At 69.5% G+C, this 24886-nt stretch carries 24 protein-coding genes and 1 pseudogene; 19 read left to right on the top strand and 6 right to left on the bottom strand.

The features are described 5' to 3' along the window. Positions 1-15: 15 nt before the first annotated feature. Positions 16-1059: a 2-keto-3-deoxygluconate permease gene (locus tag OHB04_RS04055; RefSeq protein ID WP_326686291.1), complete on the top strand. Its 1044-nt coding sequence runs from the start codon at positions 16-18 to the stop codon at positions 1057-1059. Between the two features lie 5 nt (positions 1060-1064). Continuing rightward, a complete protein-coding gene (locus tag OHB04_RS04060) occupies positions 1065-1316 on the top strand; it encodes a hypothetical protein (RefSeq protein ID WP_326806816.1) in 252 nt (83 codons plus the stop codon). Positions 1317-1434: 118 nt separating this feature from the next. Here the strand turns inward: OHB04_RS04060 and OHB04_RS04065 are convergent, their stop codons facing one another. After that, positions 1435-2100: a GntR family transcriptional regulator gene (locus OHB04_RS04065; protein ID WP_326686293.1), complete on the bottom strand. Its 666-nt coding sequence runs from the start codon at positions 2098-2100 to the stop codon at positions 1435-1437. A gap of 94 nt (positions 2101-2194) precedes the next feature. On the opposite strand from OHB04_RS04065, the gene glyA reads away from it, so the two are divergent. The 6 genes from glyA to OHB04_RS04095 all read left to right on the top strand — a co-directional run bounded on the left by glyA (position 2195) and on the right by OHB04_RS04095 (position 9926). Continuing rightward, complete coding sequence (glyA, locus tag OHB04_RS04070) at positions 2195-3520, top strand: serine hydroxymethyltransferase (protein ID WP_326806817.1); 1326 nt, start codon at positions 2195-2197, stop codon at positions 3518-3520. Further along, on the top strand, positions 3517-4737 hold the full coding sequence (locus OHB04_RS04075; RefSeq protein ID WP_326686295.1) for a sarcosine oxidase subunit beta family protein: 1221 nt from the start codon (positions 3517-3519) through the stop codon (positions 4735-4737). The genes glyA and OHB04_RS04075 overlap by 4 nt, the downstream gene beginning before the upstream one ends. Positions 4738-4771: 34 nt before the next feature. Further along, the gene (locus OHB04_RS04080; RefSeq protein ID WP_326686296.1) at positions 4772-5068 is read left to right on the top strand and encodes a sarcosine oxidase subunit delta; all 297 of its coding nucleotides are present in this window, start codon (positions 4772-4774) and stop codon (positions 5066-5068) included. Continuing rightward, positions 5065-8040: a sarcosine oxidase subunit alpha family protein gene (locus OHB04_RS04085; protein WP_326686297.1), complete on the top strand. Its 2976-nt coding sequence runs from the start codon at positions 5065-5067 to the stop codon at positions 8038-8040. The genes OHB04_RS04080 and OHB04_RS04085 overlap by 4 nt, the downstream gene beginning before the upstream one ends. Beyond that, a complete protein-coding gene (locus tag OHB04_RS04090; protein WP_326806818.1) occupies positions 8033-8662 on the top strand; it encodes a sarcosine oxidase subunit gamma in 630 nt (209 codons plus the stop codon). The genes OHB04_RS04085 and OHB04_RS04090 overlap by 8 nt, the downstream gene beginning before the upstream one ends. Before the next feature lie 508 nt (positions 8663-9170). Then, a complete protein-coding gene (locus OHB04_RS04095; protein WP_326806819.1) occupies positions 9171-9926 on the top strand; it encodes a response regulator transcription factor in 756 nt (251 codons plus the stop codon). A gap of 6 nt (positions 9927-9932) precedes the next feature. On the opposite strand, the gene OHB04_RS04100 is transcribed toward OHB04_RS04095, so the two are convergent. Continuing rightward, positions 9933-10712: a hypothetical protein gene (locus tag OHB04_RS04100; protein WP_326806820.1), complete on the bottom strand. Its 780-nt coding sequence runs from the start codon at positions 10710-10712 to the stop codon at positions 9933-9935. Positions 10713-11008: 296 nt separating this feature from the next. Here OHB04_RS04100 and OHB04_RS04105 point away from each other — a divergent pair, with 296 nt between their 5' ends. The 7 genes from OHB04_RS04105 to OHB04_RS04135 all read left to right on the top strand — a co-directional run bounded on the left by OHB04_RS04105 (position 11009) and on the right by OHB04_RS04135 (position 16907). Further along, a complete protein-coding gene (locus OHB04_RS04105) occupies positions 11009-11134 on the top strand; it encodes a lasso RiPP family leader peptide-containing protein (RefSeq protein WP_326686302.1) in 126 nt (41 codons plus the stop codon). Positions 11135-11223: 89 nt separating this feature from the next. Continuing rightward, positions 11224-11349 carry a lasso RiPP family leader peptide-containing protein gene (locus OHB04_RS04110; RefSeq protein WP_326686303.1) on the top strand — a complete coding sequence of 42 codons (126 nt, stop codon included), beginning with the start codon at positions 11224-11226 and terminating at the stop codon, positions 11347-11349. A gap of 88 nt (positions 11350-11437) precedes the next feature. Continuing rightward, complete coding sequence (locus OHB04_RS04115; protein WP_326686304.1) at positions 11438-13273, top strand: asparagine synthase-related protein; 1836 nt, start codon at positions 11438-11440, stop codon at positions 13271-13273. Further along, positions 13270-13527: a lasso peptide biosynthesis PqqD family chaperone gene (locus tag OHB04_RS04120; protein WP_326686305.1), complete on the top strand. Its 258-nt coding sequence runs from the start codon at positions 13270-13272 to the stop codon at positions 13525-13527. The genes OHB04_RS04115 and OHB04_RS04120 overlap by 4 nt, the downstream gene beginning before the upstream one ends. Beyond that, a complete protein-coding gene (locus tag OHB04_RS04125; RefSeq protein WP_326686306.1) occupies positions 13524-13979 on the top strand; it encodes a lasso peptide biosynthesis B2 protein in 456 nt (151 codons plus the stop codon). The genes OHB04_RS04120 and OHB04_RS04125 overlap by 4 nt, the downstream gene beginning before the upstream one ends. Continuing rightward, positions 13979-15022 carry an LLM class flavin-dependent oxidoreductase gene (locus tag OHB04_RS04130; RefSeq protein ID WP_326686307.1) on the top strand — a complete coding sequence of 348 codons (1044 nt, stop codon included), beginning with the start codon at positions 13979-13981 and terminating at the stop codon, positions 15020-15022. The genes OHB04_RS04125 and OHB04_RS04130 overlap by 1 nt, the downstream gene beginning before the upstream one ends. 112 nt (positions 15023-15134) lie before the next feature. Further along, entirely contained in the window at positions 15135-16907 is a 1773-nt protein-coding gene (locus OHB04_RS04135; protein WP_326809398.1) for an ABC transporter ATP-binding protein, read from the top strand. 361 nt (positions 16908-17268) lie between these two features. Here the strand turns inward: OHB04_RS04135 and OHB04_RS04140 are convergent, their stop codons facing one another. Further along, entirely contained in the window at positions 17269-18141 is an 873-nt protein-coding gene (locus OHB04_RS04140; protein ID WP_326686308.1) for a glycosyltransferase family 8 protein, read from the bottom strand. 268 nt (positions 18142-18409) lie between these two features. Here OHB04_RS04140 and OHB04_RS04145 point away from each other — a divergent pair. Continuing rightward, positions 18410-19006 (top strand): annotated as a pseudogene (locus tag OHB04_RS04145) (hypothetical protein); the annotation flags it as partial. After that, positions 19003-19845, top strand: coding sequence for a class I SAM-dependent methyltransferase (locus OHB04_RS04150; RefSeq protein ID WP_326686309.1), 843 nt, complete (start codon positions 19003-19005; stop codon positions 19843-19845). The pseudogene OHB04_RS04145 and the gene OHB04_RS04150, both read left to right, overlap by 4 nt. Before the next feature lie 269 nt (positions 19846-20114). Here OHB04_RS04150 and OHB04_RS04155 read toward each other — a convergent pair whose 3' ends face one another. Together OHB04_RS04155 and OHB04_RS04160 are read right to left on the bottom strand one after the other, a co-directional pair. Beyond that, positions 20115-21050, bottom strand: coding sequence for an AraC family transcriptional regulator (locus tag OHB04_RS04155; RefSeq protein ID WP_326806821.1), 936 nt, complete (start codon positions 21048-21050; stop codon positions 20115-20117). 190 nt (positions 21051-21240) lie between these two features. Next, positions 21241-22149 (bottom strand): zinc-binding dehydrogenase, encoded by a 909-nt coding sequence (locus OHB04_RS04160; RefSeq protein ID WP_326806822.1) that lies wholly within the window; start codon positions 22147-22149, stop codon positions 21241-21243. A 799-nt stretch (positions 22150-22948) separates the two neighbouring features. Here OHB04_RS04160 and OHB04_RS04165 point away from each other — a divergent pair. Continuing rightward, the gene (locus OHB04_RS04165; protein ID WP_326806823.1) at positions 22949-23206 is read left to right on the top strand and encodes a hypothetical protein; all 258 of its coding nucleotides are present in this window, start codon (positions 22949-22951) and stop codon (positions 23204-23206) included. Positions 23207-23345: 139 nt separating this feature from the next. Here the strand turns inward: OHB04_RS04165 and OHB04_RS04170 are convergent, their stop codons facing one another. Further along, positions 23346-23687, bottom strand: coding sequence for a winged helix-turn-helix transcriptional regulator (locus OHB04_RS04170; RefSeq protein ID WP_326686313.1), 342 nt, complete (start codon positions 23685-23687; stop codon positions 23346-23348). A gap of 253 nt (positions 23688-23940) precedes the next feature. On the opposite strand from OHB04_RS04170, the gene OHB04_RS04175 reads away from it, so the two are divergent. Further along, the gene (locus OHB04_RS04175) at positions 23941-24693 is read left to right on the top strand and encodes an SDR family NAD(P)-dependent oxidoreductase (RefSeq protein ID WP_326806824.1); all 753 of its coding nucleotides are present in this window, start codon (positions 23941-23943) and stop codon (positions 24691-24693) included. Positions 24694-24886: the final 193 nt, after the last annotated feature.

The following is a 24886-nucleotide window of genomic DNA, read 5'->3' on the forward strand; positions in this document are numbered from 1 at the left end:
CTAGGAGCGCACCACATGAACGCCATGAAGTACGTGAACAAGGTCCCCGGCGGCATGATGCTCGTCCCGCTCGCCATCGGGGCCGTCATCCATACCGCGGCACCGAACGCCGGAGAGTTCTTCGGCTCGTTCACCTCGGCATTCTTCACCGGCCTCCCGCCGATCCTGGCCGTGTTCTTCTTCTGCCTCGGAACGACGCTCGATCTCCGGTCCACCCCCTACATCCTGCGCAAGGGAGGGGTTCTGCTCGGGACCAAGATCCTTTTCGCCCTGGTCGTCGGTATCGCCGCCGGCCGCCTCCTCGGCGAGGCGCCGGTCTCCGGTGGCGTTCTCGGGGGGCTGTCGGCGCTCGCGATCGTAGCCGCGCTCAACGACACCAACGGCGGGATCTACGTCTCGCTCATGAGCCAGTACGGGCGCAAGAAGGACGCGGGCGCCTACTCCCTGATGTCGCTGGAGTCGGGGCCGTTCCTCACCATGGTCACGCTCGGCGTCGCGGGGCTGTCCGCGTTCCCCTGGCAGGCGCTGGTGGGGGCCATCCTCCCGCTGGTGCTCGGCCTGGTCATCGGCAACCTCGACCACTCCTTCCGCGACCTGTTCGCGCCCGTCGTCCCCGGATTGATCCCCCTCCTCGGGCTCGCGCTGGGGCTCACGATCGACTTGCGCGCCGTCGTATCCGCGGGTGCGCTGGGCATCCTCGTGGGACTGTTCGTCGTGCTGGTCGGCGGCGCCGTCCTCGTCCTGGCCGACCGCCTCACCGGAGGTGACGGTGTCGCGGGGATAGCAGCCGCGACGACCGCCGGCAACGCGGCAGTCGTCCCCGCCGCCGTAGCCGCTGCCAACCCCGTGTACGCGCCCGCCGCCGGGCAGGCCACGATCATCGTCTCCGCCTCGATGGTCGTCACCGCGCTCCTCTGCCCGATCGCCACCTCGTTGTGGGCGCGGCACGTATCCCGGCACGACGAACGAGGCCGCGTGGAAGACCCGGCCGGCCCTGGGACCCACGCGGACGCCCACGACGGCGCCGAACCGAAGACCGGTTCACGCACCCCGCTTTAGGTTCTTTGCGGCACCTGTCCAACCCGTCACCCGCCGACGAGTGCGATACCATCGCCGACGAGGCCACCGCCGTCCACGACGCGTTGCGAGACGTCGACGGAAACGAGGCGGCCCGCCTGTGGCGGGTCAAGATCGAACGCTGCGTCCGCTACATGATCGTCCAACTCCCCGAGGACGGCGCCGCCCCGCGGCTGTGGACCGCCCTGGCCGGCAGGCCCCGTCCGCGCCGGAAGGATCCGCGGGGCACCGCGCACTGACGCGAAGGGCCCTCGGCGACATACACCGGAGGCTCGTCCAACTCGTCCAACTCGTCCAACTCGGCGAAGCACAGAGCGAGTTGGCGTTCTCCCGTCGGACGGCGTCTCGCACGGCGTCTCAGACGGCGTCGCGAATGGCCCGTTCGAAGCCCTCGACGTGGCTGCGGGCGAACTGTGCCGCCTTCTCGGCGTCACCGGCGACGATCGCCTCGATCAGCGGTCCGTGTTCTTCCACGTGACCGGCCATGTCGGACAGCCGGTCGATGAACAGGCACCAGATGCGGGTGGCCAGGTTGTCGTGGCGGACGAGGGTGTCCTCCAGGTACGGGTTGTGCGTGGCGGCGTAGATGGCGCGGTGGACCTGAAGGTCCAGGCGCATGAGCTCGGCGGCATCGCGCCGGCTCGAATCCACGCTCTCCAGCTCCCGCAGTGCGGCGGTCAGGGCCGCACGGTCCGTGGCCGTGGCGCGCCGCGCGGCCTGGGCAGCTGCCAGCGGCTCCAGTTCCTGGCGCACCTCGGAGATATGGGCCAGGTCGGTGATGTTGACGTCGGTGGCGAAGGTGCCGCGTCGGGGGTAGGTCGCGATCAGCCGCTCGTACTGGAGCCGTTTGAGCGCCTCGCGCACCGGTGTCCGCCCGACGCCGAGGGACTGTGCCAACTGGTCCTCGTTGATCGGCGCCCCCGGGCGGATCTCGAGCATGACGAGCCAGTCACGGATGGCGCGGTAGGCCCGCTCGGCGAGGGACAGCTCCTCGCCCCCGGGCTCGGTCGCCGCATGCCGCATGAAGCCCCCTTGACCTGTCCGGCGAGCTCCCATACCTTACCGCAGAGGCTGATATATCAATTGCCCATTAGTTGGCTCTCAGGATGGGGCACAGATGGCAACGAACCCCTCGATCACCACGGTCACCTCTCCCCTCTCCCTCCCGCTCGGCAGGCTCGACCCGGATGTCGCCTCCGCGGTGGATGCCGAGCTGCACCGTCAGCAGTCGACCCTCGAGATGATCGCCTCGGAGAATTTCGCCCCCTCCGCCGTCATGGAGGCCCAGGGCTCGGTGCTGACCAACAAATACGCCGAGGGCTACCCGGGCCGCCGCTACTACGGCGGCTGCGAACACGTCGACGTCATCGAGCGGCTGGCCATCGCCCGGGTGAAGGAACTGTTCGGCGCCGAGGCCGCGAACGTACAGCCGCACTCGGGCGCCCAGGCCAACGCAGCCGCGATGTTCGCGCTGCTCAAGCCCGGCGACACGATCCTCGGCCTCGACCTGGCGCACGGTGGGCACCTGACCCACGGAATGCGCCTCAACTACTCCGGCAAGCTGTACAACGTCGTGCCGTATCACGTGCGCGAGTCCGACATGCGCATCGACATGGACGAGGTCGAGCAGCTCGCTCTCGCGCACCGGCCCAAGATGATCGTCGCCGGCTGGTCGGCCTACTCCCGGGAGCTGGACTTCGCCGCGTTCCGACGGATCGCCGACGAGGTGGGCGCGTACCTGATGGTCGACATGGCGCACTTCGCCGGGCTGGTGGCCGCCGGCCTGCATCCGAGCCCGGTGCCGTACGCCGACGTCGTGACGACCACCACGCACAAGACCCTCGGCGGCCCGCGCGGCGGTGTGATCCTCAGCCGTGCCGACCTGGCCAAGAAGATCAACTCTGCGGTCTTCCCCGGCCAGCAGGGCGGCCCGTTGGAGCACGTCGTCGCGGCGAAAGCGGTGGCCTTCAAGGTGGCGGCGAGCGAGGAGTTCAAGGAGCGCCAGCAGCGCACCCTGGACGGCGCCCGCATCCTCGCCGGACGGCTGCTGGCCGACGACGTGGCCGAGGCCGGGATCACGGTGCTGACCGGCGGCACCCAGGTCCACCTCGTCCTGGTCGACCTGCGGAGCTCAGCGCTCGACGGCCAGCAGGCGGAGGATCGGCTGCACCGCATCGGCATCACCGTCAACCGCAACGCGGTGCCGTTCGACCCCCGCCCGCCGATGATCTCCTCGGGGCTGCGGATAGGCACCCCGGCCCTGGCCACCCGTGGCTTCGGCGAGGCGGAGTTCCGGGAGGTCGCCGACGTCATCGCCCAGGCCCTGAAGGACGAGCAGCTCAGCGACGAGGGCGCGGGCCTGCTGCGTGACCGGGTCGGAAAACTCGCCGGCACATTCCCCCTCTATCCCCACCTGCCCCAGCTGAACGGAGGCGCGGCATGACCACCGAGCCGCTGCCGGAGCATCCGGACTTCCTCTGGCGCAACCCCGAGCCGCGCTCCTCGTACGACGTCGTCATCGTCGGCGCGGGAGGCCACGGCCTGGCCACCGCCTACTACCTCGCCAAGAACCACGGCATCACCAACGTCGCCGTCCTGGAGAAGGGCTGGCTGGCCGGCGGCAACATGGCACGCAACACCACGATCATCCGCTCGAACTACCTGTGGGACGAGAGCGCGGCGATCTACGAGCACGCACTGGGGCTGTGGGAGCGGCTCCCGGAGGAGCTGGACTACGACTTCCTGTTCAGCCAGCGCGGCGTCCTCAACCTCGCGCACACCCTTCAGGACGTCCGCGAGGGCGTGCGCCGCGTCAACGCCAACCGCCTCAACGGAGTCGATGCCCAGTGGCTCGAACCGGACGAGGTCGCCAAGGTCTGCCCCATCCTGAACGTCTCGCCCCACACCCGGTATCCGGTACTCGGCGGCACCTTCCAGCCGCGGGCCGGCATCGCCAAACACGACCACGTCGCCTGGGCGCTGGCCCGCCGGGCCGACGAGATGGGCGTGGACCTGATCCAGGGATGCGAGGTCACCGGCTTCCTCAAGGACGGCGACCGGGTGGTGGGCGTCGAGACCAGCCGCGGTCGCGTCCTCGCCGGCCGGGTAGGCCTCGCGACCGCCGGGCACAGCAGCGTGCTGGCCGAGCGGGCGGGCGTACGGCTGCCGGTGCAGTCACATCCCCTGCAAGCCCTGGTCTCCGAACTGCACGAACCGGTGCACCCCACCGTGGTGATGTCGAACCACGTGCACGTCTACGTCTCCCAGGCACACAAGGGCGAGCTGGTGATGGGCGCGGGTGTCGACGCCTACAACGGATACGGGCAGCGCGGCTCCTTCCACCTGATCGAGCATCAGATGGCCGCCGCCGTCGAGCTGTTCCCCGTCTTCGCCCGTGCGCACGTGCTGCGGACCTGGGGCGGCATCGTCGACGTCACCCCGGACGCCTCCCCGATCATCGGCGCCACTCCCATCGAGAACCTCTACGTCAACTGCGGCTGGGGCACCGGCGGATTCAAGGCCACCCCGGCCGCCGGCTGGACCTTCGCGCACACCATCGCCACGGGCGAGCCCCACCCGCTGAACGCCCCCTTCGCCCTCGAACGCTTCACGACGGGCGCGTTGATCGACGAACACGGCGCCGCGGCCGTGGCCCACTGAGCGCCCGCCCCGGGCCCGCTGAGAGAAGGACACCGTGCTGCTGATCACCTGCCCATGGTGCGGTCCCCGTGACGAGACCGAGTACCACTACGGGGGACAGGCCCATGTTCCCTACCCCGAGAACCCCGCGGACCTCACCGACGAGCAGTGGGCCGAATACGTCTTCTACCGCGACAACCCCAAGGGTCCCTTCGCCGAGCGGTGGATGCACAGCATCGGCTGCCGCCGCTGGTTCAACGTCCTGCGCGACACCGTCACCTACGAGGTGCTCGCCGCCTACCGGCTCGACGATCCCCGCCCCGAACTGCCCCAGGCCGGAGGGAACCCATGACCGACCAGCCCGACCAGCACCGCCGGCCCGACCAGCCCGACCAGCCCGACCAGCACCGCCGGCTCCGGCAAAAGGGCCGCATCGACCGCGGCACCGTGCTGCACTTCACCGTCGACGGGCGGGAGCTGACCGGGCACCCCGGAGACACCGTCGCCTCCGCGATGCTGGCGAACGGGCTCGTCGAGGTCGCCCCGTCGCTCTACCGCGGACGCCCGCGCGGCATCGTCGCCGCGGGCGTGGAGGACCCGAACGCCCTGTTGCAGATCGACGGACCGTGCACGGAGGGCATGTTGCCGGCGACGACGGTGGAGCTGTATGACGGCCTGTCCGCCACGACGCTGTCCGGGATGGGCCGGCTCGACGCGGCCCCCGACCCCGCCGTCTACGACAAGAAGTACGTCCACACCGACGTCCTGGTCGTCGGTGCCGGACCGGCCGGACTCGCAGCCGCCGCCGCTGCCGCCGGCTCCGGCGCCCGCGTGATTCTCCTCGACGACCAGCCCGAGCCCGGCGGTTCGCTGCTCTCCGGGCGTACGGAGAGGGCCGGCGGGCGGAGCGCCCTGGAGTGGATCGCCGAGGTCCGCGCGGCACTCGACGCCGCCCCCGAGGCCGTAGTCCTGCAACGCACCACGGCCTTCGGGTCGTACGACGACAACTACGTGCTGGCCCTCCAGGGTCGCACCGACCACCTCGGAGCCGGCGCCCCCGAACCCTCCACGGGCGTCTCGCGCCAGCGGCTGTGGCACATACGGGCCCACCAGGTGATCCTGGCGACCGGCGCGCACGAGCGTCCGCTGGTCTTCGCCGGCAACGACCGGCCCGGGGTGATGCTCGCCGCGGCCGTGCGCACATACCTCAACCGGTACGCCGTGGCCCCGGGCTCGCGGGCCGTGGTCGGCACCACCAACGACAGTGCGTACGAGACGGTCGCCGATCTCCACGCCGCCGGGATCGACGTCGCCGCCGTCGTGGACGCGCGCCCCGGGCTGTCCCACCGGGCCGCCGAGGTCGCCGTGGCGACCGGGGTCCGGGTGCTGACGGGCAGCTCGGTGGTCGACACCGCGGGCGACGGCCGGCTCACCGGCGTCACCGTCCAGGGCCTGGACGAGAGCGGTCGACTCACCGGTGACCCGGAGTCGTTCGACTGCGACCTGCTCGCCGTCTCGGGCGGGTGGAGCCCGGTGGTGCACTTGCACAGCCAGCGCCAGGGCCGGCTGCGCTGGGACGAGGACCTGGTCGCCTTCGTCCCCGACGGCACCGTACGGGACCAGCAAGTCGTCGGTGCCGCGCGCGGGACGTACGGCCTCGACGGCTGTCTGGCCGAAGGGGCGCGGGCCGGTGCGCGGGCCGCGACGGACGCCGGGTTCCCCGCTCCCCCGCCCGCACCGCCGTCCGAAGACGCGCGGCCCGGGGCCGGAGCGGGCCCGGTGCGCGCACTGTGGCTCGTGCCTGCCCCCGACCACGGATCCGACAGCAGTCGCGACAGCGACCCCGGAACGTGGGACACCCACTTCGTCGACCTTCAGCGCGACGTCACCGTCGCCGACGTCTGGCGGTCCACCGGCGCCGGCATGCGCGGCGTCGAGCACGTCAAGCGCTACACCTCGCTCGGCACGGCCAACGACCAGGGAAAGACGTCGGGCGTCAACGCGATCGGTGTGATCGCCGAGGCCCTCGGCGCGGGTGCGTCGCCCGGGGAGATCGGCACCACGGCCTACCGGGCGCCGTACACGCCGGTGGCTTTCGCCGCCCTGGCCGGTCGTGAGCGCGGCGAGCTGTTCGATCCGGAGCGCACGACCTCCATCCACAGCTGGCACGTCGCCCACGGCGCGGAGTTCGAGGACGTCGGGCAGTGGAAGCGCCCCTGGTACTACCCCCGGTGCGGTGAGGACATGGACACGGCTGTGGCCCGCGAGTGCCGCGCGGCCCGTGAGGGTGTGGCGTTCATGGACGCCTCCACCCTCGGCAAGATCGAGATCTGGGGCGCGGACGCGGGCGAGTTCCTCAACCGCGTCTACACCAACGCCTTCAAGAAACTCAAACCGGGCCTCGCCCGCTACGGCGTGATGTGCAAGCCCGACGGAATGATCTTCGACGACGGCGTGACGCTGCGCCTGGAGGAGAACCGCTACTTCATGACCACCACGACCGGCGGCGCCGCCGGTGTCCTGGACTGGCTGGAGGAGTGGCTACAGACCGAGTGGCCCGGACTCGACGTCCACTGCACCTCGGTGACCGAGCAGTGGGCGACGATCGCCGTCGTCGGCCCCGACTCGCGCGAGGTCGTCGCCCATCTCGCCCCCGAGGTCGACCTGTCGAACGAGGCCTTCCCGTTCATGGCCTTCCGCGAGACCACCCTGGCCTCCGGCGTCCCCGCCCGCATCTGCCGGATCTCCTTCTCCGGCGAACTCGCCTACGAGATCAACGTCTCCGCGTGGTACGGACCGGCGGTCTGGGAAGAGGTGTACGCGATCGGCCGGCCGTACGACATCACCCCGTACGGCACCGAGACCATGCACGTCCTGCGGGCCGAGAAGGGCTTCATCATCGTCGGCCAGGACACCGACTGCACCGTCACCCCGCAGGACGCGGGCATGTCCTGGGTGGTCTCGAAGCGGAAGGACTTCATCGGAAACCGGTCCTATTCCCGCCCCGACACCTCCCGCACCGACCGCAAGCAGTTGGTCGGGCTGTTGCCGAGCGACCGGGTGACCCGGCTGCCCGAAGGCACCCAACTCGTCGCACCGGACGTACCCCTCACCCCCGAGGCCGGGCCGGTGCCGATGCTCGGCCACGTCACCTCCAGCTACCGCAGTCCGGCCCTCGGCCGCCCCTTCGCCCTCGCCCTCGTCACCGACGGGCGGGCAAGGATCGGCGAGACCTTGCTCGCCCCGGTGGGCGAGGACCTGGTGCCCGTCCAGGTGGCCGGCTCCGTCCTCTACGACCCCGAAGGGACCAAGCGCGATGGCTGAGCCGACGATCGACGCAGGCGCGGGCCCGGTGGCACTGCGCAGAAGCCCGCTGGCTCACCTGGAGGAGCGGATGCGCGCCGCCGCCGTCACCGGCGCCCGCGGCGTCGCGCTGACCGAGTGGCCGTTCATCATCATGGTGAACCTGCGCGTGGACCCCGCTTCCGATGCGGCCGGCCGCATCGAGAAGACCCTGGGGGCGCCGCTCCCGCGACAGTGCGGCCACACCACCGCGTCCGGCCCCCACACGGTCGTCTGGCTCGGCCCCGACGAATGGCTCGTACTGTCCCAGGCCGACACGACCGCTGTGGCCACGGGGTTGCGGGAGGCGCTCGGATCAGACCCGGGGTCGGTGGTGGACGTCTCGGCGAACCGCACCACGCTGGAGCTGAGCGGCCCCGCCGCCCGGCAGGTGCTGGAGAAGGGCTGCCCGCTGGACCTGCATCCTCGCGCCTTCGGCCCAGGCCGGGCGGTGACGACCACGGTGGGGCCTGTCGCGGTGCTGCTCTGGCAGATCGACGACCTGCCGGCGTACCGGCTGCTCCCGCGGTCCTCGTTCGCCGACTACCTGGCGCTCTGGCTCCTCGACGCGATGAGCGAGTACCGCGGACCGGAGGTGCCCTGATGGCGTTGACCTCACGCTTTCCCGAGGGGTGCCCGTCCGGCAGGTGATCACATCGACAGAAAACGCCCCTGACCAGCGAGAATGAGGATTGCCGAGGCTCTTGTTCCGCGGCCTGCGACACGTCGGCATCACCTCGTACGACATACCCGCCCCGGGAACGACGCTGCCCCTTCCGGTGACGGACGCCGGCGTTCCTCGGCCGGGGCGTCAGCTCATCTGTTTCGGAGCTGTCCGAAACACCTCCCATGACAGGGTTGGGGTGTGAAACATGGGTATGTCAGTGCGATATGGCCAGGGGAGGCATGCTGATGAGGAAATCGGCGGAACGGTCAGTAGCGGTCGCACCCATGACGACGAGTGGCGCGATGCTCAGGACGGACAACGCCGTAATCCAGGATGCGGGCGGTCCGGGAGTCGGCGGGGGCCGGTCGACGGGCACGGGGAGCGGCACCATCGCCGGATCCGGTTCCGCACTGCCGGATACCGGAGAGTTACAGGCCGGCACCGCATGAGCGAAGTGGCTCGCGAGGAAGGCGTCCTCACCGGTCCTTCACGGAGCCGCCCCGCCGGCCTGACGGTGCACGAGGCCCGAAGTGCCGTACGGGTCTTCCTGCTGGACGGCCACCCGTTGTTCCGCAATGGAGTCCGATCAGCGGTGGAGAACATCCGCGACATGCGTATCGCGGGCGAGGCCGCCACTGGCAAAGAGGCGCTTGACGCCCTCCGCGACGGCACTTGTCGGCACCCGGACGTGATTGTCGCCGATCTGCCGTCCGTGGGGATCCCCCTGGCCGAATTCATCGGTCTCGCCGCTGAGTTGTCGGGCCCTCGCCCGGTGAGGGTTCTCATCGTCTCCACGGCCGACTCCGATGAGGCCGTTATCGAGGCAATTCGAGCCGGTGCCCACGGGTTCCTCAGAAAGTCCACCGACCGCGATGAACTGATACGCGCAATACGCACTGTGACGAGCGGCGGAGCGGTCTTCGGCCCAGTGATAGCGGAGCGTTTGCAGCGCTACTTCACCAAGATCCGCCACGACCGCGGGCCCGAAGCGTTCCCGGAACTCACCTCGCGGGAGCGGGAAGTGCTCGACCTGCTTGCACGGGGGCATTCGAACCGCGATATCGCACGCCGCCTCTTCCTCGCGGAAAAGACGGTGCGCAACCACGTTTCCCACATCTTCGCCAAGCTTCACGTGAAGGACAGATCGGCTGCGGCGGCCCGTGCCCGGAGCACCGGTCCGTGGGTCGGAAGCCCCGGCTGAACCAGGTCAGCCCGCTGGGGACGGCCCCGAGCGGTGGAACTCCAGCAAGCGGGCGTCGGTGCGCTCCGGACCGCCCGGCAGCCAGGAGGCCGCCAGCCGCGCCACGACCTTTCTCGGCTGCGCGGGGTTGACCTTCCGGGTGTCGGGCTTCGCCCGCAGCTGGAGCCCCCAGGCGAATCCGTTGAGGGGGATGAACGCGGCCCAGAAACGGCGGTCGATTCCCAGTAGTACGTTCGCGTAACAGTAGGCGTGCCAGGTGTGGTAGTTGAGGGGCGGGTCACCGTCCATCGTGTGCACCTCGGACTGCACCGGCGCCCGGCGCGGGTCGAAGAGCACACCCTGCGCGAAATACGACATCGTGTCGAAGACGCCGTGCGGGCTCTTCCCGTAGTACGCCTCGAAGACTCCGGTCTGCGCCGACGACACCACCTGGAGCGCGTCCCGTACGGGTCTCAGGAAGGCGGCGTAGGAAGCCGGGTAGCCGGAACTCCCCGACAGCCGGATCCACGCCTCTCGCACGCCCTTCAGCGGGTTTCCGCCCACGTGCTTGCCGATTTCCTCGTACGCCGCTTTGAGCTGCGGCGACTGCTTGAAGTAGGTGACTTCGTCGAACTGGTACCAGAACTCGTTGGCGAGCCGGTCACCCGACATCCCCGGAACGTCCGGGAGATCCGGATCTCCGCGGACCTGTTTCCGCTGACTCTGCCCCGCCCACGACGGTCCGCTCAGCACCGTCGTCGCCATACCGGCGGCACCGGCGAGTCCGAGAGTGCCCCGCAGAAGCACCCTTCGACTGTGCGGAACTTCAGGCGAAGATTCCGATTCCCATTCCGATTCCACGTAGAACTGCCCCCTCTTCCCGTTGTCAGTCATCGATCGGGTGCCGACGCTTCCCATTCCACTGTGCCGGTGCGGTATTTCGCCTGTCCATGTCCCGGGACAGCTTCGGGACATTGATGGGGCCGCATGCCCCGGGCGTTCGGGACTGAAGGGTTCTTAGGTTTCCTGATGTCCGGCGCAGCGCCGCGAAAGACGGTGCCCCGCCGGGACTTCAGAGGTCACCGAATCAAAGGATGGTCGAGATGACGGAAGAGACCGTGTATGAGGCGCCCGCGCTGGTCGAGGTCGGGGACTTCACCGACGTGACCCTTGGCGACGGTAGCTGGGGCTGGGACGACGACGACCTGTGCTGGTTCCTCGGCTGCTGACCTGACTCAACAGGGCTGGGGTGCCGGGCAGCGCGCGCCGTCCGGCACCCCGTGCTGACACCGGGCGCCGAGAAGAAAGGCAGAGACCAGTGGAAGAGCACCAGAGGTACGAGTCCCCGACGCTGGCTGAGGTCGGCGACTTCACGGACCGCACGTTGGGGCCCGACGGGTGGGGCTGGGAATCGGAGAGCTACTGCTGGTTCATCGAGTGCTGACCCTCTTCAAGGGCCGGGTGCCGGGCGGCGCGATCCGCCCGGCACTCGCACTCCGGTTCCTGCCGCCCTCACCAAGAGCGGAGACACCATGAAATTCCTTGTTCTGCCCGACACTCAGGACGCCGCTGCCACCTTGGAGAGAACCCCCTTCGTGGAGAGGGAACGCAGCCTGCTCCATGACTCGGGTCGTCCGTGGATCGTCGGCTCGTGGGATGACGGTGAGGTGGTCACCGGCACGTTCGGAAGCAGCCGCGTCGCGCTGTTCGGCTCTGCCCTGACAACATCGTCGAGTCTCGACCGGGCACTTGCGCGGCGCCAGGGGCTTGAGCAACTCGACGCCATCGCCCGATCGGTGCCGGGGAGCTACCACTTGATCGCATCCGTTGCCGGCGTGACGCGGGTGCAGGGCTCTCTCTCGGGCACGCACGAGGTGTTCTGGACCACCGCTGGTGGCACGGCGCTGGCGGCCGACCGGCCGGATGTCCTCGCTGAGCTGACGGGCGGTGCCATCGACGACATCGGTCTGCTGGGGCACTTCATGTCACGGTCCCCTTGGCCGCTGAGCGCCCGGACGGTCTGGCAGGAGGTCGAATGTCTGGGACTCGGGGAGTATCTGCACCTCGCCCTCGACGGCACGGCCCGACCGGTGCGCTGGTGGACTCCGCCTGCCGAAGAGCTGCCGCTCGCCCAAGCCACTGAGCGCGTCAAGACCGCGTTGCGGAACGCCGTTGCCGCACGGGCCGCTTCGGCCGCACGGCTCGGATGCGACGTTTCCGGTGGCATGGATTCCACGAGCGTGGCCTTCACCCTGCACCAACTTCAGTCGAATACCGGCATGGTGACGGTGCGTCACGGTGCCAGGGACGCCGCCAACGACGATGCCGAGTGGGCCGCTCGTGCGGGAGACTCGCTGACCGACAGCGAGCCGCTGGTCGTCGGAGTGGCGCAGTGTCCCGCGTCGTTCGCCGACCAGCTCAGCCTGGACGACGACCTCGAAGCACCGTACGCCTGGTCCAAGACGAAGGCTCGGGTCGCCCACATAGCGGGGAGACTGGCGGATCGTGGGGTGTCCCTGCATCTCACCGGGCACGGCGGAGACGAGCTTTTCTTCCCCGCGCCATCCACGTACCACGTGCTCCCGCGCCGCTACCCGCTGCGATCGGTCCCGCACATGAGGGCCGCACGGAGCATGTTCCGCTGGCCCCTGGGCGCCATGACGAGCAACCTGCTGAGGAACCCCACCTACGGGGAATGGCTCACTACCGCCGCCCGGGAACTGACCTCGGCGGAAGGCGGCCCCCGACAGCCGCTCACGAGCTGGGGCGGATATCCACGCCTGCCCGCCTGGGTCACCGCCGATGCGGTGGACGCCTGCGGCTCGATGCTCCGCACCGCCGCTCAGGAGACGGATCCGTACTCGTGCGACCCGGTACAGCACGATGTGCTGCACGGCGTTCGCCAGTGCGGCAGCAAGATCCGCCTTGCCAACCGGCTCACGCTGCGGCACGGAGTCGGGTATGACACGCCCTACCTGGACGCCCAAGTCGTCGAAGCGGCGCTCTCAGCCCGGCTCATCGACCGGTTCAGCACCGCTCGCTCCAAGCCCGTGCTGGCCGCCGCCATGCGCGGCACCGTCCCCGAGGCGATCCTCGGCCGCACCACCAAGGGCGAGTTCAGCGCCGACGTGTACGCCGGCGTCCGGCGGCACAAGGAGGAACTCCTCGAACTCTGCGACGGCATGCGCCTCGCCGAGCGGGGACTGGTCGACGAAGAGGCGGTCCGCGCGGTGCTGATGGCGCCGCACCCGATGGCGCGGACCTTCATTCCCATGGTGCCCACCCTCGCCTGCGAATCGTGGCTGCGCTCGGTGGAAGCCGCGCGCGGGCAGCGGCGCCGCAGCACGGAAGGAGCCCGAGCCTCATGACGTACGCACTCCCACCCGACGTGATCGCGACCAGGACCGAGGACGGCATGGTGCTGCTCCAGGAGACGACGGGGCGCTACTGGATGCTCAACGGCACCGGCGCCGCCGTGGTCCAGCTCCTCACCGAGGGAAAGACCGTCCCCGCCATCGTGGCGGAGCTGGGCACGCACTTCGGTCAGGACCCCGAGCGGGTCGCCGCCGACGTGCGCGCGCTGCTCGAACAGCTCGGCAGGGCCCGGCTGGTGACCTCATGAGCTTCTCCGTCGTACCCGAACAGCGCAGCACGAACGTTCCGTTCCGCCTGCGGCTGCTCGCCCGTCTCACGGTGACGGTCGCCTGGCTGCTGATCCGTCTGTCGCCGGGGCGGCAGCGCCGGGTGCTGAGCGTAGCCGCGCGCCGGGCGCGCCCCGCGACATATGAAAAGACGCTGGATTGCCGCCAGGCCGTGGTGACCGTCAGCCGTAAGTGCGCGGGCCTGGGGTGCCTTCAGCGTGCCGTGGCAACCGCACTGCTGTGCCGGATGCACGGCACGTGGCCCGAGTGGTGCACCGGCGTGCGCACCGAACCGTTCCGGGCGCACGCCTGGGTCGAGGCGGAGGGCCGGCCCGTGGGCGAGGGCGACGACATCCGGCTCTTCCACAAAATGCTGCACATACCCGCGACCACGACCGGATCAGCCGCCACCACCGAATGCCGGAGGCCGTGATGACCTCACACAACGACATCAGGTTCGGGCTCATGCTGACCACAGCCCGCCGGGCGGGCGAGGACGAGAGCGAGGTCTTCGCGCGTACGCTGCGGCTCGCCCGGCATGCCGAGGAACTCGGCCTCGACGACCTGTGGGTGTCCGAACACCACTTCAACCCCGCCGCGATCGGGTCCTCGGCGCTCACCCTCGCCGGCCATCTGCTGGGCGCCACTTCCCGTATCCACGTGGGTACGGCCGTCACGGTCCTCTCACTGCACGATCCGGTGCACGTGGCGGAGCAGGCGAATCTGCTCGACCAGCTGTCGTCGGGACGGTTCACCCTCGGGGTCGGGCGCGGTGTGCCGAGCGTCGAGTTCGACGTCATGGGCGGCGGGCTGGACGCCTGGCGCACGGGGATCACCGGACCGCTTGACCGCGTGCTGGCCGCGCTGCGCGGCACGGTCCCCGACGTCCCCGGCTACGACGGGCCGGCACTGCGCCTGGTCCCGGCCGCCCGGACACTGCCGCACCTGCCCGTGTATGTGGCCGCGGGCTCGCCGGCGTCGCTCGGCGTGGCCGCCGGACGCGGGCTCCCGGTGATGCTGTTCTTCGACAAGGACGCCGAGGCCAAAGCCGAGATGAGCGCTCTCTACCAGCGCGCCGCACAGGACGCGGGCCTGCCCGTACCGCCGCACGGCCATGCCTTCGCCGTCTTCGCGCAGGTCACCGAGACGGAGCAGGAGACGGCACAACTGATGCGGGACCAAGCCGAGTTCACACTGGCGCTCAACAAGCGCTCGGGCGACTCCCCCACCACGCCGCAGGACCTGGAGCATCTCACGGACAAGCTCCTGACCACCCAGCCGGTGGGCCGTACCCGGACCTGCGTGGACCGGCTGCTGCACCACATCTCGGCCTCGGGCTGCCGGCGCGTGATGTGTCAGGTCGAGTCGGCGGGCGACACCGCATCCGTTCTGCGGAACCTGGAACGGCTCGCCACCGAGGTCTTCCCCGTCGTACGGCAGCGGGCAGGAGCCGTACCGGCCGGGGCCGGTGTCTGAGCCCGCGCGGGCGGTGCCCCCGCACGGCCGGGGACACAAGCCGCGCGGGCGGCGCGGCGCCCCCGCGCGTCCCGCGCCCCCCGCGCCGCTCTCGCTCCGGGAGACCTTCCGGGTGCTGCTGGGGCACGTGCGCCAGGTCCGTGGCCGGCTGATCCTGGGCGCACTGCTGGGGCTGGGTGGCGCGGCGGCGATGCTCGGCCAGCCGCTCGCGGCCAAGGCCCTCATCGACCGCCTGGGGCGCCAGGACGCACTCGCCGGCACCCTCGCCGTACTCACCGGGCTGGTCCTGCTGGGCGCCGCGCTCAAGGCGCTGGGTCAGTATCTGCTGGCGCACACGGCGGAGTCCGTGGTCCGTGGCGCCCGGCGGCAGCTCATCGCGCGGCTGCTGCGCCTGAAGGTGCCCGAACTCGACCGCAGCGAGCTCGGTGACCTGCTGGCACGGGTCACCTCGGACACCACGCTGCTGCGGCAGATCACCACACAGTCCATCGTCTCCGCCACCACCAGCGTGCTCGGCCTGGGCGGGGTGCTGGTGATGATGGGGATGCTCGACGTGGTGCTGCTGGGCGTCAGCGTCGGCGTCGCGGCGATGGTGAGCGGGGTGGTGGTCACGGCCATGCCGCGCATCTCCGCCGCCACCGCGCGTGCCCAGGCCTCGGTCGGGGACATGGGCGCCGACCTCGAACGCGCCCTGGGTGCCTTGCGCACGGTCAAGGCGTCGGGTGCCGAGGAGAGGGAGACCGCCGCCGTCCACCGGGCGGTCGACGAGGCCTGGCGCGGCGGAGTGACGGCGGCCAAGTGGCAGTCCCTCATGGGGACTTCCGCCGGGCTGACCGTCCAGCTGTCGTTTCTCACGGTGCTGGCCGTCGGGGGCGCGCGGGTCGCCTCCGGGACCATCGACGTATCGACTCTGGTGGCGTTCTTGCTGTTCCTCTTCTACCTGATGGACCCGATCTCGCAGCTCATTCAGGCGACCAGCCAGTTCCATGTCTCGGCAGCCGCTGTCGCACGGCTGCGGGAGATCGACCGGCTGGAGATCGACCCCCTGGACGCTCCCGCACCCGCGAGGACGAAGGCGGCTCCCAGGCCCCCGCACACTGCCGCGACGTCGTCGGTGTCACCGCTCAAGAAGCCGAGCACGCCCGCCACCGTGGTGTTCGAGGACGTCGTCTTCCGCTACCGCCCCGAACTCTCCGACGTCCATCAGGGAGTCGCCTTCGCCGCGGCCCCCGGCGGCATGACCGCGGTGGTCGGCCCCTCGGGAGCGGGGAAGACCACGCTCTTCACCTTGCTGGAAAGGTTCTACGAGCCGGCCTCGGGCCGTGTCCTTCTGGACGGTATCGATGTCAGGGACCGGCCGCTCGCCGAACTCAGGGCCGCGCTCGGGTACATCGAGCAGGACGCCCCCGTACTTTCCGGCACGCTCCGTGACAACCTGCTGTTCGCGGCGCCCGACGCCAGTGAGCGGCAGCTGGAGGACGCCCTGGTACGTACGCGTCTCTCGGGGCTTGTCCATGGCCTGCCGCAGGGGCTGGACACGCCGGTCGGGCACCGTGGCACCCGGCTGTCCGGAGGCGAGCGGCAACGCGTCGCCATCGCGCGTGCCCTGCTGCGTACCCCCCGCGTCCTGTTGCTGGACGAGGCCACGTCGCAGCTCGACGCCGCCAACGAGCACGCCCTGCGCGAGGTCATCGCGGACGTGGCCCGTGAGACGACGGTGCTGGTCATCGCGCACCGGCTGTCCACCGTCACCATGGCCGACCGCATCGTGGTGCTGGAGTCCGGCCGGGTCCGCGCCATCGGCGCCCATGACGAGCTGGTGGTCACGGACTCGCTGTACGGCGAACTCGCCGCCACGCAATTGCTCACCGCCCGCCTGGCGTGAATCCGGCATCGACGCGGAGCGATGGCGCGAGGCGGCCCCGCCGGTGGCATTCGCCTGGGCCCTCCAGAACACGGCCCTACCGGCGATGGACGAGATCAACCCGCCCCTCCCGGCGTACCGTACGGTCTCTCTCGGCACACTGGCTTACCCGGACCACTCGTCAACTGGACCGTGACTTCCAGTGGTTCCCCGCCCCACCCGGCCTGCCGGAGCACTGAGCTTGCCGCCGCGAACGGCTCTCCACGCCCTCGGCGCTCAGCATGCGGAAGCGTCGAGCTCGCCGACTCGATTTTCGAGATCAGACTCGATCTCAACAGTTCGGCAGGGCGGCCGGTCAGAAGCGTGCGCTCATCCGCTCGGTTCACTCATGGTCGTCCGGCGCCCACTGCGTGCGCCGCAGGTAGTCCAGGTATGCGGCCTGACAGCTCGTGGCCGACAACTCGTCGAGCCAGGGCTTCCGGGGGCCCAGGAAATGAATGATCCTCGGGTCCATCGCATGCTGTTCATCGAGGAGCTCGTCCTCGACCGGACAGTTCCATTCCATGGGGAACTCGGTCCATCTTCCGCCGATGACGGCGTTGAGCGCTTCTTGGTCGGCGAAGCGCATGAAGGGGTGAGTCCGTGCATAGTGAAGAGCGCGCTCGCGGATGCGCGAGGCTTTCCAGCGGTCGAGATCGATGACCATGACACCAGCGTTGAAGTACTTGGCGCGGGCAGAGAGCCGGAGCTCCCGGTAGTCCGGCACACCGTACTGTGAAGAGACGTACGGGATCCCCTTGTCCTGCGCGGCGGCGAACGGGTGATCTCCGAGGCCGAGGTGCCACAGCCGGGACACGTCGCGCACCACCAGCACATCCGCGTCCAGGTAGATCATGCGCCGGTACTCCTCCGGCAAGAGTTCGGGGAGGAACCACCGTCCGTAGACGTTGCGGTTGAGGTGCAGCACGAACTCATGGCTGGAGAGCGGTAATCCGTCCAGGCTCAGGTTCTTCGAGGGAAGCCGCAGGAAGCTGACCTTCGCCGGACCAGGCCACGACGTGGCGATGCGGTGCCGTGACAGCTCGGATATGCCGAGATCAAGAATTACGATCTCCAGGGCTTCATTTCCCGCGTAGTTCTCTATGAGCGACCGCCCCGCGACAGCCAGCGGAAGCGCATACGCCTCATCCACGGCGAACCCGACGCATGTCCTCGCGTTTTCGGCCACCCATCCCCCAATCGGTGCCTGCGTCAACAAGCATGCTCCTGCGCGTGTGCGCATGACACAAGACGGGACGCCGAAGCCGGCCATTCCCGGCTCGGCTACTCTCGGCGCCACTGACGTTCACTCTGCGATCCGGGGCGAACCGCCACCGGATCGTCACCCGGGAGACGCCAACGCATGAATACGCCGCCATCACCTCCTGGCAAGGAGCGGGCCGACGAATCAGCCGTCCGGATCGGCGCTCTCGTTCCGCTGACTCGGCCTGGCTGGGTCGAGGCGGGCCAGCACTTGCTCGCGTGCGCTCGCCCCCACGGACGTGTGCGACGAACTTGTCGGCAATCGCGCGACAGCCCTCCTTCTTCTGGTCGGCCACCCCGAGCCGGCGGTGTCGATCGTCAGGTCCGTCCGCCACGACCAGCGCCTCGCCGAGACCATGATCGGCGCTCCGGCCGGGCAACCGGAGTTCATCGAATGGGCGACGTTGCTGGGTGACGACGGCGCCGCGATCCCGTTCTTGCGCTACCTGCCCGAGCGCCTCAGCCCACTCGGCGCACGAGTCGGGACGGCCCTGTGCGAGCGGCTGGCCGAAGCGCCCTCCTTCGAGGGCTACGACACGGTCGCCGTCCTCGCCGATGTACTGCGTTCTCACGGCACGGACCGGGCGCGCACCGCCGAATCCTGGCCGCGCGTCGCAGTCGAAGGCACCCGCGGGCAGATCCAGTTCTCCCGCACGCCAGGCATCAGCGTTTGGCAATGGGCTCGGACGCCGATCCAAGTCGTCGACCGAGATCCGGCGGAACCCGGTCGCTTCCGCATCCTCCACGCCACGCACGCATCCGGCAGGCCCGGCCGTCGGACAACCGCTGCACCGACAGGCACGAGAATGAACTCATGACGACGCCGCCTCCTGGCTCTCCCGACAAGACCGGCTATCTCCTCGACAACGCCCAGCCCGAAGCCGGCACTCGCTTCGACGCGCTCGGCGCCCTCTTCGACGCCTCCACCTTCCGGCACATCGAAGAGCTGGGAATCGCCCCGGGGTGGCGCTGCTGGGAGGTCGGAGCCGGCGGCCCGTCGGTGGTGACCTGGCTCGCCGACCGGGTCGGTCCGGCCGGCCGGGTGCTGGCGACCGATGTCGACACCTCCTGGGCCTCCGGCGCTGCCGGCGGCGTCGTGGAGGTACTGCGTCACGACGTCGGCCGCGACGCGCCGCCCGAGGGCGGCTTCGACCTCATCCACGCCCGGTTGGTGCTGGTGCACGTGGCCGACCGGGACCGAGCGCTGCGCTCGATGGCCGAGGCGCTGCGGCCGGGTGGCCACCTTCTGCTGGAGGACGCCGACCCCGCGTCGCAGCCGTTGATCTGCCTGGACGAGTACGGACCTGAGCAGGTGCTGGCCAACCGCCTTCGAACCGGCTTCCGCTCCCTGCTGGCGGCCCGCGGCGCCGACCTCGCCTACGGCCGAAAACTCCCCCGCTTGCTGCGCGAGGCGGGACTGGCCGACGTCACGGCGGACGCCTACTTCCCGGTCACCTCCGCGGCCTGCGCGGTGCTGGAGGCCGCGACGGTCCGGCAGGTGAGGGACGAGCTGGTCGCGGCAGGACTGGCGACCGACGAGGAGATCGACAGCCACCTTGCGAACGTCACCTCCGGCCGTCTCGATCTGACCACCTCCCCGATGATCTCCGCGTGGGGCCGTCGCGTCGCTTTCCTCCCTTCCGACGACGCCGCGTAATCACCGGCCAGGACGTGGTCCTCGACGGCGGCCTCGTCGGCCCGGTACCGGCCGGACGAACGTGCCGGTGACGGCGGCGATCCTCTGTTCGCATCGGCGGTCCGGTCGGGCATGGGAACCGCCCGAACGCCCTTCCAAATGCCTCTTCCAGGCGCCGGTGGCGCTGAGGCCGAGCTTGGGATGTGACCTCGCGTGACACCGAGCCGTGTGAGGGTGCGGGAGTCCAGACGCCTGCCGGTCAGGTGCGCGATCATGAACGAGCCTGCGGACTACGGGCCGACGCTCGCCCGGCCGCGTAGGCGGGAGCGGTACTCGCCGGGGGCCATGCCACGGGCACGTCGGAAGGCGCGGCTGAAAGCGTGTGGGGACCCGTATCCGACCGCGCCGGATATCGCCTCGACCGGCTCGTCGGTATCGCGGAGTCGGACGGACGCCAGGTCTATGCGCCACTGCGCCACGTACGCGCCCGGCGTCTGTCCGAGGGCGGTCCGAAAATGCCTGGACAGCGTCGCTCGGGAGACGCTGATCGCGGCAGCCAGGGTCTCCGTGGTCCACGGGCGTCCCGGTTCACGATGGACACATGCCAGGGCGTCGCGCACGACCGGATTTCGTATCGCCTCCAGCCATGAGCCGGATTGTTCCTTCGGGTGGCGGGCCAGCCAGGCGCGTACGAACTGGACGAGCAAAAGGTCGACGATGCTGTTGACCGCGGCGGTGGTGCCGATCTGCGGCTGTGCGAGTTCCGCCGCGAGAAGGTCGACGGTCCTCTTGAGTTGTGGGTTTTCCCGGGCTGCGACGTGCATCGGCCGGGCCAAAGCGGTGAGCACCGGTGTGCTCACCTCCGGGTCCTGCTCATAGTGCAGAGTGATCAGTTCCGTCTGCGCCGGCGACGAACCCAGCCGGACGACGCTGCCATGGGCCTGTGCTTGGGCCGCCGCTTTCTGGTCGCAGGGCCCCATCGTCACACCGGAGCCGCTGGCTATCCCATGTGCGGTGCCCGGCGACAGCAGGACGGCGTCCCCGGCCTGAACCTCCAGGGGTTTCTCACCCGAAATGTGGAGCCACAGTGCCCCGCGGGACACCACGTGCAGTGTCGCACCCGGGTAGGAGTCCAGCCACTGGCCCCACGTTCCTCCGGCTTCCAGCCTGACCCCGAGCGCTCCTCGCGCGCCCGAAACACGCAGAGCCTCCGCAAGCACGTCCATGGGCCCATTCTCGTCCATCGCCGGGGACCGGGGTGAAATACCGTCGAGATCTTCGAGGTGCCGATGCTCTGGGCAGCCCGCTCCGCCATGAACGCGGACGACGTCCAGGCCAACACATTCTTTTCCCGGGACTGTGCGGCCTTGTACCGTGACTGTGCGGCGGAGCGGGACCCAGGTGCATCCGGTCTTGTCAGGACACCTCAAGGACGATCTTTCCGTGGACTTTCCGGGCGAACAGCGCGCCGATGGCGTCGTCCACGTCTTTCCAGTCGCCTCGCAGCCCGATCGGTGCCGACAGTCTCCCGGCGGCCACAAGGCCCAGCAGGTCCGTCATTTCTTTACTGGTCGGTGACGTATCGCCGAAGGTGGCGATGGTGCGGGGCTCGCCGAATGCGAACAAAGACCCCTGGGGGAACGTCGTGTCCTGGCCCGAGGCGAAACCGACCAGATGGATGGCGCCGCCCTCGGCGAGGAGACTCCACACCCGGGCCAACTGCGGCCCGCCGACCGTGTCCAGGACGAGGTCGAACCGACCCTCGATCTTCGCCAGGTCGGTCACGACGGCGTCGGCTCCCAGCTCCCTGAGTCCGGCGGCCCTGTCGGGAGAGCCGACGAGTGCCGTCACCCGTGCGCCTGCCATCGCCGCCAGCTGAACGGCGAAGTGCCCCACTCCGCCGCTGGCGCCAGTGATCAGAACATCGCGTGCCAGCAGGGAACGCTTCCGCAACACGCGCAGTGCGGTGACCCCGGCGATCCCCAGCGCGGCGGCGTCGGCCAGCTCCACGCCCCCGGGGACGGTGCCGAGCCACGCGGGACTGACCGCTATCCGCTCCGCCCAAGCGGACGGGGCCATCCCGAGCGCGACACGAGCGCCTTCCGGCGGCCCCGAGCCGTCGGAGGCCGCGCGCACCACGACGCCGGCCGCGTCGTGCCCGTGAACGGCGCCTGCCGGCCACTGGTCCGCGAACTTCACCTCGCCGAGATTGAGACCGATGCACCGGATCTCGACCAATGCCTCATTGGTGGCCGGCTCGGGTTCATCGACATCGGCGAACCGGACAGGCCCGGCCTCGCTGTGATCGACCACTAGGGCCCGCATAGATGTTTCCTTCTCTCGAAAGCGCGCCGTAATGCCCGGCGCAGCAGCAATTCGAGGGCACGAGGTCCCTCTCCGAATTACCCTACGCACGATCAGAGGAGACAACAGTCCCGTATGAATCAAACTGTTGACTATCTGTATCAGCGCGACCTGGTAATTCTTGGAGGCGGCCATCGACGTTCTCGCGGCCCTCGTGGCGCTGCGGCGCCGCACGGATGGATCACGTGCAACAGGCGCTCAGTGCCCGGCTGAGTCCGTCAGCGTCCGAAGGCGTAGGCAGAACAGGGGCTGTGGGAAAGGGCAGTTCAGGGCCGCTCGGCGAGCGGTGGTGGATGGCGCGCCGGATGCGCGCGGATCGGGGCGTGGATCTCCTGACGCAGGCGTGATGCGAGGGGGTCTGGAACCTCTCCGTGCCGGCCGGCCCAGGAGTGGATGACGCCGGCTGCCGTTGCGGCGTCCACGGCCTCGTAGGCGTCGGGGGTGATGCGGTCGAGCCACCACTGGCCGTGCCGAGGCCGGTCCTGAACGCCGGCTCCGTCGTACGTGTCCGGAACTGAGCGTGTGCGATCAAGGCTGCCAACACGGCTCGGTCGTCCGGCGCCCCGGAGGACAGCTGGAAACGCTTGGCGTCGATCCAACGGTATCCGTGGGCGCCCTCGCCGAATTCGAAGTCGCGGAAGTTGATGAAGGGGCTGTCCCGGGTGGACGAGGATGGGCGATGACATCAGCGGCTGTCCGCACGGGAGATGAAGGCGGCTGTTCGTGCCCACATTTCCGGTGCGTTGGAGTACATCGGGAAGTGCGCACTGCGGCTTATCCGGGCGAGCTCGACACCGTCTGCTGCCAGGGCCGGCAGGCAGGACAGGGCGTTGTTCTGCTCGCCGTACATGAACATCCTGGGCGGGGGGAGCGCGAGAAAGCGGTCGAGCAGCTTGCCGTGGCCGGAGAGCTCGACCTTGGAATCGAAGATCGGCTTGACCGGCTGCCCAGCTTCACCCTGCTGTCGGTTTCAGGAGCTTTCGTCACCGAACGGCGGCCATCGAGCTCACCGTCATGACCAGGTCCGAACCCGGCCCCCTGGTCCAGCAGCTGACCACGCTCGCCACACACCTCGCCACGACGCGAGCGCGACCGTAGGCCTGGGAGGTGTTCGCGCACCCGGCGGGAATGCCGATTCCGTGGATCGAGCGGGAGCGTCAGGCCGGTTTCTGTGCCGGGTGTGCGGCGTCGTAGCGGTGTCGGTTGTTGTTGATCTCGTGGCGGTGCGTGGTGGCCCATTCTCCGAGGGTTGCGACGGAGTCCACCAGGGTCGCGCCGAGTTCGGTGATCGTGTAGTCCACGCGTGGCGGAACGCTGGGGTGGACGGTGCGGGTCAACAGGCCGTCGCGTTCGAGTTGCCGCAGTGTCAGGGTGAGTATGCGCTGGGAAATGCCGTTGAGGGTGCGGTGCAGTTCACCGAAGCGCAGGCTACGGCCGCGAAGTTGCCCGATGGTCAAAAGGCTCCACTTGTTGCCGATCAGCCCGAGGATCTGGAGCACCTGCCGGCACGCTTCGTCGTCCGGCTCACGGTCGATGTCCGCTGTCGGAGGCTGCCTGGAGTCGCGACGTGGCGACGCGGGTGAGGTGTTCCTGCGAGGCGCCAACGGTTACCTCCGTGTGTGTCACTGACATAAATGTGCCGTCTTGCTGCGGCCCTCCCCGCCACAAATCATGGGCCACGAACAGACATTAAGTGACCGCGTCGGGCCGGGGTAACACCGGTCCGATCGCGGTGTTCGGAGAGGATTCCTCGTGGTGAAGACGCTCGTTGTCGTCGGTGCAGGACCGGGGCTGGGGATGGGGGTGGCTCGCGCGTTCGGCCGTCAGGGGTTCCAGGTCGGGTTGATCGCCCGTACGAAGGAGAAGCTGGACGCCCTGGTCGGTGAGCTGGCCGAACTGGGCGTCACCGCCGCCGCGTTCCCTGCCGATATCCGCGACCGTGACGCGCTCACCAGCGCCCTCACCGCGGCGAGGGACCGGCTGGGACCGATCGACGTGCTCGAATACAGCCCCAGTCCGACCGGGCCGATCACCCATGCCACGCAGACCACGGTCGACTCCGTCACCGCGCAGTGGGAGTTGCATGTGCTGGGCGCGGTGACGGCCGTCGGCCAGGTACTGCCGGAGATGCTGGCCCGGGGCGACGGCACACTGCTGTTGACCACCGGCGTCTCCTCGACGGTCCCCGCACCCTTTCTGGCCAACGTGGGTATGGCCATGGCCGGCCTGCGCAACTGGGCTCACACCCTGCACGCGGAACTCAAGCCGCACGGAATCCACGCGGGCACGGTGACGATCGCCTCGGGGATCACCCCTGGCGGCGGCGAAGCCGACCCCGACGCCATCGGCGCCCGTTATTACAGCATGTACCAGCAGCGGAGCCCCGCCGAAGAGGTCATCGGCGACCTGGACGCTTTCCGGTCCCTCGTCTCCCGGACGGGCGGGAGCGGCGCGCCTGCCACACCGATCAGCGCCGAGCCGCCGCAACGGACAAGCAGTCCCTGAACGGTCGCAGTTGAGAGCCGATAGGCGCGCCACTCCACCAGCGGGCGGGCAAGCAGGGGGCGGCACAACGGGGCTGGCGGGGAGCGGAGTTGGGTATTCCATTCCCCGTCGCCCGGGGTTCATGACGTGCACACGCCGCTATCGTGCGCCGGATACCGGGCCGCCACAACGGGCTTCCACGCTTGCTCGGTTG

It is taken from the genome of Streptomyces sp. NBC_01775, from assembly GCF_035917675.1.
In the GTDB taxonomy this organism is placed as follows: domain Bacteria; phylum Actinomycetota; class Actinomycetes; order Streptomycetales; family Streptomycetaceae; genus Streptomyces.